The 11,957-nt window shown below is 32.9% G+C and carries 13 protein-coding genes and 1 pseudogene (1 of these 14 only partly in view); 6 read left to right on the top strand and 8 right to left on the bottom strand.

Translation table 11 applies throughout. From position 1 onward, the window contains the following. Together WG67_RS04470 and WG67_RS04465 are read right to left on the bottom strand one after the other, a co-directional pair. On the bottom strand, positions 1–856 hold the 5' portion of the coding sequence (locus WG67_RS04470; RefSeq protein ID WP_179945718.1) for an MFS transporter. The gene continues 374 nt to the left of window position 1, outside the view; 856 of the gene's 1,230 nt are visible here — the first part of the coding sequence; the start codon lies at positions 854–856; its stop codon lies beyond the left edge, outside the window. Positions 857–931: 75 nt separating this feature from the next. Next, positions 932–2,145, bottom strand: a pseudogene (locus WG67_RS04465) (MFS transporter). A gap of 488 nt (positions 2,146–2,633) precedes the next feature. Between WG67_RS04465 and WG67_RS04460 the strand changes: the two are divergent. Continuing rightward, positions 2,634–3,122 carry a hypothetical protein gene (locus tag WG67_RS04460; RefSeq protein ID WP_006280043.1) on the top strand — a complete coding sequence of 163 codons (489 nt, stop codon included), beginning with the start codon at positions 2,634–2,636 and terminating at the stop codon, positions 3,120–3,122. 45 nt (positions 3,123–3,167) lie between these two features. Here WG67_RS04460 and WG67_RS04455 read toward each other — a convergent pair whose 3' ends face one another. Both WG67_RS04455 and hemE read right to left on the bottom strand, forming a co-directional pair. Beyond that, a complete protein-coding gene (locus WG67_RS04455; RefSeq protein ID WP_010082012.1) occupies positions 3,168–4,361 on the bottom strand; it encodes a pyridoxal phosphate-dependent aminotransferase in 1,194 nt (397 codons plus the stop codon). Positions 4,362–4,429: 68 nt separating this feature from the next. Then, entirely contained in the window at positions 4,430–5,446 is a 1,017-nt protein-coding gene (gene hemE / locus WG67_RS04450; protein WP_070356964.1) for a uroporphyrinogen decarboxylase, read from the bottom strand. A 402-nt stretch (positions 5,447–5,848) separates the two neighbouring features. Between hemE and WG67_RS04445 the strand changes: the two genes are divergently transcribed. Next, positions 5,849–6,667 (top strand): transporter associated domain-containing protein, encoded by an 819-nt coding sequence (locus WG67_RS04445; RefSeq protein ID WP_070356963.1) that lies wholly within the window; start codon positions 5,849–5,851, stop codon positions 6,665–6,667. Positions 6,668–6,733: 66 nt separating this feature from the next. Here WG67_RS04445 and WG67_RS04440 read toward each other — a convergent pair whose 3' ends face one another. Together WG67_RS04440 and WG67_RS04435 are read right to left on the bottom strand one after the other, a co-directional pair. Next, complete coding sequence (locus WG67_RS04440; RefSeq protein WP_233395610.1) at positions 6,734–7,078, bottom strand: hypothetical protein; 345 nt, start codon at positions 7,076–7,078, stop codon at positions 6,734–6,736. 14 nt (positions 7,079–7,092) lie between these two features. Continuing rightward, positions 7,093–7,386 carry a hypothetical protein gene (locus WG67_RS04435; protein WP_070356962.1) on the bottom strand — a complete coding sequence of 98 codons (294 nt, stop codon included), beginning with the start codon at positions 7,384–7,386 and terminating at the stop codon, positions 7,093–7,095. Between the two features lie 133 nt (positions 7,387–7,519). On the opposite strand from WG67_RS04435, the gene purM reads away from it, so the two are divergent. Next, entirely contained in the window at positions 7,520–8,557 is a 1,038-nt protein-coding gene (gene purM, locus WG67_RS04430; RefSeq protein ID WP_007549277.1) for a phosphoribosylformylglycinamidine cyclo-ligase, read from the top strand. Here purM and purC read toward each other — a convergent pair. Then, entirely contained in the window at positions 8,554–9,276 is a 723-nt protein-coding gene (gene purC, locus WG67_RS04425) for a phosphoribosylaminoimidazolesuccinocarboxamide synthase (RefSeq protein WP_010081959.1), read from the bottom strand. The two genes, purM and purC, sit on opposite strands and share 4 nt — an antisense overlap. 74 nt (positions 9,277–9,350) lie before the next feature. On the opposite strand from purC, the gene trmD reads away from it, so the two are divergent. After that, a complete protein-coding gene (gene trmD / locus WG67_RS04420) occupies positions 9,351–10,061 on the top strand; it encodes a tRNA (guanosine(37)-N1)-methyltransferase TrmD (protein WP_070356961.1) in 711 nt (236 codons plus the stop codon). Next, on the top strand, positions 10,045–10,422 hold the full coding sequence (gene rplS / locus WG67_RS04415) for a 50S ribosomal protein L19 (RefSeq protein ID WP_006279489.1): 378 nt from the start codon (positions 10,045–10,047) through the stop codon (positions 10,420–10,422). Before trmD ends, rplS begins: the two co-directional genes overlap by 17 nt. 48 nt (positions 10,423–10,470) lie before the next feature. Here the strand turns inward: rplS and WG67_RS04410 are convergent, their stop codons facing one another. Next, complete coding sequence (locus WG67_RS04410; RefSeq protein WP_010962989.1) at positions 10,471–10,653, bottom strand: hypothetical protein; 183 nt, start codon at positions 10,651–10,653, stop codon at positions 10,471–10,473. Between the two features lie 48 nt (positions 10,654–10,701). On the opposite strand from WG67_RS04410, the gene pstA reads away from it, so the two are divergent. Continuing rightward, positions 10,702–11,952: a phosphate ABC transporter permease PstA gene (gene pstA / locus WG67_RS04405; protein WP_007549491.1), complete on the top strand. Its 1,251-nt coding sequence runs from the start codon at positions 10,702–10,704 to the stop codon at positions 11,950–11,952. Positions 11,953–11,957 lie beyond the last annotated feature (5 nt).

Genomic DNA, 11,957 nt, shown 5'->3' with positions numbered 1-11,957 from the left:
TAGCGATCATTGCAAATGAGCATGCAATTATTACTTCATAATGCTTATTTTTATATTTTTCCAATAAATAAGCCAAAGAGAATGATCCTGTTAACATTCCTATCAATATTACGGAAGAGAGAGAAGATGCCAAGTCTTCATTCATTTTATATACTTCAAAAAAGAATGCTTTCACCCAACCATCGGCAAAACCTTGCATTGGACCGACCATGAGTCCACCAAAAAAGCTAATTAGAATAATATGCTTGTTGAAAAGTATGTTTTTTAAGTCTCTAATGCTAACTTTTTCCTGTTGAGCATTGCTTTCAGGCGTTACTAAGAACAGCAACAGAGCAAGTAAACACCCAAATGCTGAGAATGTATAGATAACATAATTCCAGCCAAATTTATCGAGTAAGAAGTCTAAAGGTAACCCGCCACATATCCCTCCCAAAATTCCTATAATTATAGATAAGCTGGCCATTCTTGCTGATTTTTCTTGCGCAAAATACATGCTTGCAACTTTAAAGATTCCAATTGCCGAAGCGGATGACCCAATTCCCACAATTATTCTTCCAATTATTGAATAACTCCACTCATCAAAGCATATAAGCGGTAGTGTTCCGGTAAATGTCAAAACGGTACAAGCAGGTAAAACAAACTTTGGTCCAAATCTATCAAGGAAAAGACCAATAGGTATATGAGCTAGCGTATAGCCTACATAGTATAACCCACCAAACTGGCCAACATCTGCAATACTTATGTTAAATTTTGTTATTAATTCAGGCGCAATTATGTTTGGAATTACGCGTAATATATATTGGTATGCATAAAACAGTGACGTCAACAACCAGATTAAAAAATTCCTCTGCAACATGAATCTCAGCTAAAATTTAGGATTATAGATACTTTAGTTATAAAAAACAATACTATATTAATCATCTAAATCTGCTTAGCTCTTTTTACAGCTTATAACTTTAAGTAACCAAAAGCCTATCATTCCTATTAGTAGGCATATAGGTATTATTAACATAGACTTAACCATTACATCAGTTCCATAAAATGGCTTTCCATCGATAATTTCACCGTTCCAATAAAAATTCATTATATTTGCAATAATGACGTGAAAAAAATAACCAAAACTCATAACTATGGAATTACCTACAGATCCTGCACTTGCTACTGCTTCGTTTTTTACACAACTTACAACTTTAGCAGTAAAAACAATTTGGTATGCAGAAGCAAGACCAATAATGAATAGTAATATACATGCCAGGAGTTCACTAATATTGCATATAAAAAGTAATAAGAACACAATTATCATGGCCATAGCACAAGAAATTATTATTTCATAGTGCTTGGTTGGATTTTTTGCTAATATGTAAGGAAGTAATAAATGCCCAAAGCCAAAGCCTATTAGTATCCATTTTGAAATGCTATATGCAATGTGTCTATCTATAGCGTAATCTCATGCAAGAATGTTGCGGACCACGCATCTGCAAAGCCTTCTAATGGTCCAACCATAAAACCGCCAAACAAACCTATCAATAAAATATCTTTATTAAATATAACTTTGCTTAAATTTTTAATATTTAATTCTTCGTCTGAGGTGCCAACTTTAGGTATAGATATAAAGGTAGTTAAAGCAAGCAATAATCCAAGCATTATACACACAGTAAATAAATAATCCCACCCAAACTTATCAAGTAAGACATGTAATGGTTTGGTGGCAAATACACCACCTGAAATGCCAATAATAACCGATATGCTGAACATCATGGCAAATTTTTCTCTATGGTAATAGATTCTTATTATTTTAAAGAGTCCAAGTACTGAAGCAGAGGATCCAATACCAGTAATTATTCTTCCAATAATAGAATAACTCCAATCATTAGAACTGACTAAAGGTAAAGCACCTAAAGATGTTAATGCAATACAAATCGGTATAACAACTTTAGAACCAAATCTATCTAAAAGAATACCTACAGGAATATGTGCTAACACATAACCTACATAATACAGTCCACAAAATTGTCCTATTTCTGTTGTTCCTATATTAAACCTTACTACCAATTCAGGAATTATAATATTTGGAATTACGCGTAATATATATTGGTATGCATAAAACAGTGACGCCAACAACCAGATTAAAAAATTCCTCTGCAATACTTTACCCCAAAGCTAGCATTATAGATACTCTGTTTATAGAAAACAATATTTTTATGAATACTTATTTTAATTTACCGGAATTTTATACAGTTGAACTCATAGCCAACATAAGTAGTTTATGCATTAACTAAATTTTCCAGGTTCAAGTTTGGATGATGGAAAAAGTTCACTTTTTCTATTTTTAAAAGAGACCTTTTATTTTACTTATAATTTTTTCTACCATATCTACAACTGGCTCATGAATAAGGTATATGAAAAAAATTACACCACAAATGATAAGTATATTTATGATTTTACCCTTATTCATCTTTATCTTGAGCTTCACTTTTGTTACAAGATCCATTTTATTTATGTTTTTATTTCATGCTGACAATTATATCTTAAATACCATAATTTTCAGTAAAATTTGACTTCAGAAGTATTCTATTAATTCAATATTAACCTTTTTATGTGTAAAATAGTTAATATAATATTAAAGCAGGCTGATGAATATAAGCACGATAGATAATACGCTGCAAAATTACATAACAAAATACATTGAACAAACATTCGCTACACACGTGCTAGGCAATAGATACGACAAATTGTATAGGAAACTTCTAAGTGGTATAGAAGAGATAATAAAGCTTGCTGTAAATGAAGCAAAACACTACGATGAAAATTTAGAAGATCTATATAACGATTCAAGATTTAATAAGAAATTTATTCAAGCTGTTGCTAAACATCAGGTGTCGGAATTTTTAAATACTTATCCGAAAAGAAAAGAAATTGTTGCAGAATTTTACAATGAACATCACATTAACGAAAGTGATTTAAAGACTCTGGAAAAGGGGAAAGATTTAGTAAATAAAATAAATAACATTAACTTACTGCAACAAAATGAAAAAAATGAGGAATTCAATATTAGAAAGACACTTGCTCAATCAATAAAAATGCCTTCCATAGAAAAACACAAGTTAGAACATTCAAAATAACCTTGGCGAAGTATGGCAAAATATACAACTTATGGATAGTCTATTTCATTTTAACTCCTGGCACGCTTTAGTAATACTATCACATCCAATTTCTAATTGTTCCTGAGAGGTTGCATAAGAAATTCTGATAAAATTTTCTAGACCAAATGCAATTCCTGGAACCACAGCAACCAAATGATCTCCCAGTAAGTATTCAGTAAAATCTAAATCATTATTTATTATCTTACCACTTTTTGTGCTTTTACTGAGCAATCCTTCACATGAGACAAATAAATAAAACGCACCTTGTGGAACAGACGCTGATAATCCCGGGGCAGAATTTAGCTCTTTCACCATAAAATCTCTACGACTCTTAAAAATCCTTGTTCTTTCTTTCAAAAAACTATGATCACCGTTTAATGCTGCTGCTGCTGCTGCTTGTGCTATCGAATTTGGATTAGAAGTGCTTTGAGATTGCAGCGTAGAGATAGCTTTTACCACATCACTTCTACCTGCAATATACCCTATTCTCCAGCCTGTCATTGCATAGGCTTTTGATACTCCATTGACTACAAAAACTCTATCATAAAGCTTCGGCTCAACCTGAGCGATAGTAAAAAACTTTTCGTCGTATATTATATGCTCATAAATATCATCTGTAACGACATTCATATGTGGATATTCAAGCAATATTTGTGCTATGTCTTTCAATTCATCACATGTGTACACAGCTCCTGCAGGGTTGTTCGGTGAGTTAAGAATTAACCATTTAGTTTTTTTAGTTATCCTGCTTTTCAATAATTCCGCTGTCAGTTTAAAATTTTGTTTGCATTCTACTACAACTGGCAAGCCGCCAAAAAGACTTACCATATCAACATATGAAACCCAATAAGGAGCTGGAATAATAACTTCATCTCCAGAGTTAATTGTTGCCATGAACAAATTGAATAACACCTGCTTAGCACCTGTACCAACACAGATTTGGTTAAGCGTGTACTCGAGGTTATTATCCTTTCTTAACTTATTAATTATTGCTTCTTTCAGCTCACGCGTTCCATCAACAGCAGTATATTTAGTCTTACCTTCACTTATTGCTTGAATAGCTGCTTTTTTTATATGATCTGGAGTATCAAAATCCGGTTCTCCTGCAGCTAAAACACAGATCTTTTTTCCTTCATTTTTCAACTTATTTGCCTTATCAGTTACAGCAATCGTAGGTGATGGTTTTATTAGGGACATTCTTTTTGCAAGGTCTGACATATCTTACTGAAGCTAAATTCAAATGATAAACCCCGTACAACAAAAAAGCTAGAATTTTGTGTATTGTATTAGTAGCTTTTTACCAGGTTTACCAATGCAGCAATATTTTCAACTGGAGTATCAGGGAGTACTCCATGTCCGAGATTAAATATGAAGGGTAAATCTCTAAAGCAATCTATTATACGTTTTGCTTCTTTGATTGCTTCCGTTTTATTATAGGCTAAAAGATTAGGATCAAGGTTTCCTTGTAGAGGGATGTTTAGATTCGCTTTCGCCCATTTTATTGGAACATTATAATCTATACTTACTGCAGATACACCTGTTTGTTCGCAGTAATCTTTATAAAGATTTCCAGCAGACCTTGGAAAACCTATTATTGGAAAATCAGAAAATCTATCCTTTATTGCCAAGATAATTCTCTTTGTTGGTTCGATAACATATTCTTTAAACAATGGTTCCGATAACGCACCAGCATTACTGTCAAATAGCTGAATAACATTTGCTCCAAATTCTATCTGTTTAATTAGATAAATAATCGTTACTTCCGTTATTCGTTCAATTATTTCCTTCAAACACGAAGGATAAAAATTTAATACTTTGGAAAAAGTTTTGCTGCTCCTACCTTCTATGATGTATGAGGCTACTGTCCATGGTCCACCAGCAAATCCTATGAGAGATTTTTCTTTTGGTAATTGGCTTCTGACTTTTTTTATAGCGTTTAGAATTGGTAAGGTTTTAGTTTCAATTTCTTGTGGACCCTTCAATTCCTTAGGACTTTCCACGGGTTTTATTATTGGACCTACACCGCGTACGAAATTCACGTCACAACCCAAAACATCAGCTATTATTAAAATGTCTGAAAAAATTATCGCCGCATCCATGTCAAATCTTGTCACCGGCTGTAACGTCAATTCTGTCACTAAATCTGTGTTGTAGCATATCTCCATAAAATTATTCATATTTTCTACTGCTTTGCGGTACTCAGGAAGAGACCTGCCAGCCTGACGCATTAGCCAGATAGGCACTCTTCCACCCGGCTCATTTCTCTTAATAATTTTCACTATTGTTGTTTTGCCGCTTTCCAATCTATTCTATTTATTCTTTTGTATATTAAAGTATAGTAATAATAATAGTTCTATCAATAACTTGTTACTAACTTAAAATTCAGTAAAAATTGGCGTTGTTCAACTTGTGGATAAATATGTGAGTAACTTTCGTATATTATTGATTTTCTGTTATGATTTATGTGTATAAGTAAGGTGTTTAGAGTGTTAGTAATTTTCTTTTATGGAAAATACTTTACCATCATGCATTGTTACACAACTATGTATATGTTGTTGAAAAAGTTGTTGATCAATTGTTGGTATTTTATATCAACAAATAATTCACAAATTAATTTGACATTATTCACATGCTTATTAAACATTTAATAACAGTTTTCTTGATAAATCTAATCTGAAAACGTTTTTGCCATTACAGGGAATAAATTGAGTAAAAAAAGAACCTTAGTAGAAAAAATAGCATATAGAATTTTTCTCTTCCTTTTCAAAAAAGCTTCTGTGTTGAAAAAGTGTGCGACTGAGGCATTAATGAAAGATCTGCCAGACTTTAATATATTTAATGGTCTATTAAAATTCCGCGATTGTGGTATAATGGATATAATGACTCCACGTACAGAGATATGCGCAGTAGACATTGAGTCAAGCGAGCGTGAAATAATAAAGAAGATAAAAAACACTTGCCACACTAAAATACCAATTTATAAAAATAACTTTGATAACGTAATAGGCTTTTTTTATGTAAAAGATGTTATTTTTAATAGGGATAAAAATTTTAATCTGAAACATATTATACAAAGCGTAATATTTGTTCCACCCTCGATGAAGACAACTAATCTTTTTGTTAGGATGAACTCTTCTAAATCATGCTTAGCTATCATATTGGATGAATATGGTGGAACTGATGGTTTAATTTCAATGACTGATCTTATAGAGGAACTAATACCAAACATTGATAGTGAAAACGAAATAAATTCAGAATATACCATTACTGAATTGTCTCAAAATAAGTTTGAAGTATCAGCAAGGGCTCTTATAAAAGATATAGAAGAGGATCTAAAAATAGAATTACGTGACCCTGAAGAAGACTATGTTACACTTGGTGGTTTGATTCTTTCGATTGCTGGTAAAGTGCCTTCTGTAGATGAAGTCATTAAATATAAAAATGGTATGAAGTTTATCATCAAAGATGCAAATGAGCGCTACATTAATAAAATAGTACTAGACTTAAGTGATTACAAAAATTAGATTTGGTACCCCTTGTCGGGGAATGCCTTGACACGAAGAAAAAGTTGTAATAACCAAATATGCAACTCAAGTTATAGTTAAACCTATTTCCAGCAAATTATTTTCGCAAGTATAATGCATTTCAGTGTTATAGTACTCTAATAATAAAGAGGTCATATAGATATTAATATCTTTTGTATTTAAATTAGTGTCATTTTTTTTGATTAATTTGTCTACTAATGATTTGCTTATTGGTTTGTGTTCATTTAGAATTTTTATAGTTAATAGCATTTTATCTTCTGTTTGACTCAGTAAAACAGATACTAGTTCAACTTCCGCCACTGCACTGGCTATAGTTAGCACCATATTAGAAATTATCTTATTTATCTTTTCAATTAAATCTTCCTTATTTTTTGCAGAGTATGCGTCTATTTTCCACGTAAGCTTTACTTTTTTTTTAATAAATAATTTTCGATATTAGATTTGGTCTTATCAAAGCTATAATTATCCATTGAAGAAGAATATGCCTGCTTCATAACTTTATGTTTATATATTAAATCATCGGAGCTTTCTTTAAGAAACAACAACGCTTTCTTCTGCGCATCAGCATCATTCTTATCTATTACTTCAAGCTCTTCTACGCCAAACGTTATTCCATTCATAGAGTTAGCAAAGTCATGAAGCAGCCGTCCTGATAGCAGTTCCGTTATTAACAGTATGTTTTTGGTATTTTCGTTCATTGGATAATTATAAATGATTTAAGTTACCCTATATTGGTAAGTATATAATAGTCAATTAAGAGAAAGTTTCGTTGCACTTTTTATATCAAGGCATTAATATAGTATTAACAATTTTAAAATTTATAAAAGGATTATGAATACTTATACTAGATCAGGAATAGATATTGAACTATATAATAAGTTAATAAAAGAAGTCAAGCCTATTGCTCAAGAAACTACTAGAGAAGAAGTAATCAGCGAAATAGGTTCATTTTCTGCGTTATTTGATTTTGCTGCACTAAGTAAGAAGTATGACCATCCAGTACTCGTTTCCTCAACTGATGGAGTAGGTACGAAACTGTTGATAGCTCAAGAAGTGAATAAACATGATACTATAGGTATAGATTTAGTTGCAATGTGTGTAAATGACTTACTTGCACAAGGAGCAACGCCTTTGTTTTTCCTTGATTACTTTGCAACAGGCGTTTTGACCAAAGATGTTTTATTATCTGTGGTTAAGGGCATTGCAGAGGGGTGCAAGCAAGCTAAAATAGCATTGGTTGGTGGGGAAACTGCAGAAATGCCTGGAATGTATGGTAATAATCACTATGACCTTGCAGGGTTTGTGGTTGGTGTAGTTGATCGAAAGCAAATTCTTCCAAACTGTAGTATGATGAAAGCAGGTGATTATATAGTTGGCTTAGAGTCAAGTGGAATTCACTCAAATGGGTTTTCTTTAGTGCGCCATGTTTTCAAAAGCTTAGGTATAAATTATAACGATACATCTCTATGGAATAATAAATCTTGGAGTGAAATACTACTTGAACCAACAAAAATATATGTTGATTCTTTGCTGCCTATCATGTCACAAGTAAAAGGTATTGCGCACATCACGGGTGGTGGTTTGGTAGACAATATTCCGCGAATTCTTCCAAAAAACTTATTTGCAAACATAGACATTAATTCCTGGAAATGGCCAGATATATTTTTATGGCTAACAAAGGAGGGTAAAATAGAGAAGAAAGAAATGCTAAAAACATTTAATTGTGGTATTGGTATGGTATTGATCGTAAGTTCTGAGAATATGCAAAACGTGAAAAATCATTTCCAAAAACGTGGAGAAAAAATTGAAATTATTGGAAAACTTGATGAGGCATGTAACCCTCCACTTGATAGAGTAGTATTTAGTTAACCTAACTTTACTGACAGTCTTTTTGCAACTTCTAGGTATGCTTCCTTTAAATCTCCTAAATTCAAACGAAAGACATCTTTATCTAGCTTTTTATAAGTATTTTTATCCCATAATCTGCAGTTATCAGGGCTAATTTCATCAGCTAAAACGATTTTAGTACTGTCATTTATTAATCTGCCAAATTCTAACTTGAGATCAACTAAATATATACTTGCATTTGAAAATAGGTGAACTAATATTTCGTTGATTTTTAAAGTTGTAGTTTTAACTTCATCCATTTCTTTGCTAGATAGCCAATCAAAATACAGTATGTGATTTTCACTTACCATTGGGTCGGCTAGGTCATCATTTTTGTAAAAAAAATCGATTATAGGAGATGCAAGCCTCTCACCTTCTTTGATATTAAAACGTTTGCAAAAGCTGCCAGCTGCGACATTTCTAACTACTACCTCAAGAGGTATTATCTTGAGTTTTTTGACTAGCTGTTCTCTTTCGTTTAGAGTTTTTATAAAGTGTGTGCTAATTTCTGCTTTCTCAAGCTTTTCCATGATAAAAGCACTAATATGATTATTAATTATTCCTTTACCATCGATTATTTCATATTTTTCCTTATTGAATGCTGTAACATCATCTTTAAAGTGCTGTATGACAATTGATAAGTCTTCAGTTTCAATAATGGCTTTCGCTTTACCTTCGTATATCGTTTTATTCAGTGACATGTTTAATTTAACTATATATTATATCAATTTACTATTCTTAGAGTATAGCCCCAAATAACTTAAAATAAACCTTAATGGCATTCAATGTTACAATATTAACCATATTCCCAGAAATGTTCCCGGGGTTTTTGAACTATTCTCTTGCCGGAAAAGCGTTAGAAAAAAAAATATGGAACCTTGAAGTAATAAATATTCGTTCTTTTGCGAAAGATAAACATTCAACTGTGGATGATGTTCCATATGGAGATGGAGCAGGAATGGTTATGCGTTCTGATGTAGTTGGTGATGCAGTAGATAGTATGCTCTCTGTTCATAAAAACACTAAGTTTATTTACATGACTCCATCTGGAACTAAGTTTAATCAGAATATTGCCAGAGAATTATTAGAGTTTCCTCATATAACAATATTGTGTGGTCGATTTGAAGGTATTGACCAAAGGATAATTGATGCGTATACTCCTTATGAGTTAAGTATTGGAGATTATATACTTTCAGGAGGTGAGCCAGCTGCAATGGTGGTTCTTGATGCATGCATTAGACTTCTTCCAGGTGTAGTAAATAATACCGATAGTATTACTGAAGAAAGTTTTAATTATGGTGGTGGTGTACTTGAATATCCTCAATATACTAGACCTGAGCAGTGGAAGGGATATAAAGTACCTGAGGTTTTGTTATCTGGCAATCACAAAAAAATAAGTGATTGGAGGCAGAAGCAGTCTCATGTTATAACAAAAAAGCGTAGGCCTGAATTATTGAGTGGAGAGATAAATGACAAATTTACTTAAAAAATTTAACGAACAGCAAATGCAAGTGTTAGCTAAAGAAATACCAGAATTTCGTCCTGGCGATGATTTGAAGGTCACTTTTAAAGTAGTTGACGGTACAAGTGAACGTATACAGATATTTGAAGGTGTATGTATATCAAAAAGGAACCGCGGGTTACATTCTTCTTTTGCAGTCAGAAAAGTGAGCCATGGAGAAAGTATAGTGTCTCAGTTTTTTGTTTATTCTCCTGCACTGGTTTCAGTGCAAGTGACAAGAAAAGGAAAGGTTCGTAGAGCAAAACTGTATTATCTGTGCAAACTATTTGGAAAAGCTGCAAGGATCAAAGAGCGTACTACTTATGTTAAAAAGAAATCTAAGTAGATACAATAGGGAGTGATGTCAATTGTGTCATCTCAGAACTCTCTCTTGTCATCCCAGTGCGTGACACACAACTGTACGAACATTGTGTTTGCCTCCCGCTGTGGTGTCATCCCAGTGCTCCGACACTGGGATCCAGCATTCATTATTCTCCTTTTGGTTTGTGCTTTCATGGAAAATGTAAAAATTATTTGCAGGCAAAGCCTGCTGGATCCCAGTGTCAGCTACTTGCATGACAAAAAAGGGGAAAGTTTTTTCAAATCCTCGTGTAAAGAAAAGTAAATGAGTATAAAGAAAAAATTCCTTAAATTACTTCAGTCAAGGCGTGTACATGCTCGTATAAAAAGGAAAAATAAAAAGAACAGAGCGCTACGCTTTTGTTCTTTCACGGCACTAGTTATCTCACTTGGCTGTCCTGTGTGTATATTGCTCAGTATATTGGTTAACTCTTACAGTGCCTTAACAGTAACGAAAATTTTATTGCCAGTTGAAATAAATGCTGATCTTGCTTTGGCGAGTAATCCTAGTGATTTGCGGTATAAGTCCATTGGCTTACTCAACGATTCTTTACGTAAGGTGTTTGGAGGAACTGATTTTAAAGACGGTGACGAAATTTTAAGTCGTAATTCTTACAAAGAACTAGAGAAATTTTTTCGTAAGAAAGTAAAAGATAGTGGTGAATATGAGATCTGGTTTACCGCGTCAAGTATAATTAATTCAATAAATAAAGATAAATATTTGAATGATCGTTATGCTAAATTACTTGATTGGCTAAAAGAAAAGAGGAGAGTGAAAAAATTTTTTAATAAGTCTTTATTCCTTAAATCTGACTCTCGTGAACCTGAAAATGCAGGGATTTTAGGAGCGTTTATCGGTTCATTAATGACAATTATAGTGTGCCTAGCATTAGCATTACCAATAGGAATTATGTCGGGCATCTGTCTTTACGAATTTATGCCTAAAAATAGGCTAATGACTAATATTGTAGAAATTAGCATAAATAATCTTGCTGCAGTGCCTTCAATAATATTTGGTGTAGTGGGCTTAACTCTCTATCTTGGCATATTTGGGCTACCACGCTCTTCACCACTTGTTGGTGGAATGACTCTTTCATTTATGATGTTACCTAATATTATAATTGCAACAAAAAATGCCTTTGCGAATGTTCCTATTACGATAAAAGATGCAGCGTTTGCGCTCGGTGCACCTCACATCAAGGTGATATTAGATCACTCTTTACCGATTGCGTTACCAAGAATAATACATGGTACTGTGCTTGCAATTGCAAGGATTTTAGGTGAATCTTCTCCTTTACTTATGATGGGTATGGTGGCATTTATTGCTGATACACCTACGTCCTTTTTCGATCCGGCGACTGTTCTACCTGTGCAAATATACATATGGTCAAGCAATCCTGAAATTGCATTTGTTGAACTTGCTGCTATTGCAATTATAGCTTTATTATTGGTGTTATTTGCGTTAAATTTAGTAGCAAATTTTGTAAAAAGGAAATTCGAATTTTTTAATTTTTAGCAATT

It is taken from the genome of Wolbachia endosymbiont of Drosophila incompta (genome assembly GCF_001758565.1).
Classification (GTDB): Bacteria; Pseudomonadota; Alphaproteobacteria; order Rickettsiales; family Anaplasmataceae; genus Wolbachia; species Wolbachia pipientis.
The sequence above is the reverse complement of the archived record's forward strand: the minus strand, read 5'-3'. Positions and strand labels throughout refer to the sequence as shown.

Coding starts and splice junctions, on each gene's coding strand:
- pstA (WP_007549491.1), top strand. CDS start 10,702: ATGAGTATAAAGAAAAAATTCCTTAAATTACTTCAGTCAAGGCGTGTA.
- WG67_RS04410 (WP_010962989.1), bottom strand. CDS start 10,653: ATGCAAGTAGCTGACACTGGGATCCAGCAGGCTTTGCCTGCAAATAAT.
- trmD (WP_070356961.1), top strand. CDS start 9,351: ATGGCATTCAATGTTACAATATTAACCATATTCCCAGAAATGTTCCCG.
- WG67_RS04460 (WP_006280043.1), top strand. CDS start 2,634: ATGAATATAAGCACGATAGATAATACGCTGCAAAATTACATAACAAAA.
- purM (WP_007549277.1), top strand. CDS start 7,520: ATGAATACTTATACTAGATCAGGAATAGATATTGAACTATATAATAAG.
- WG67_RS04435 (WP_070356962.1), bottom strand. CDS start 7,386: ATGAACGAAAATACCAAAAACATACTGTTAATAACGGAACTGCTATCA.
- purC (WP_010081959.1), bottom strand. CDS start 9,276: ATGTCACTGAATAAAACGATATACGAAGGTAAAGCGAAAGCCATTATT.
- WG67_RS04455 (WP_010082012.1), bottom strand. CDS start 4,361: ATGTCAGACCTTGCAAAAAGAATGTCCCTAATAAAACCATCACCTACG.
- rplS (WP_006279489.1), top strand. CDS start 10,045: ATGACAAATTTACTTAAAAAATTTAACGAACAGCAAATGCAAGTGTTA.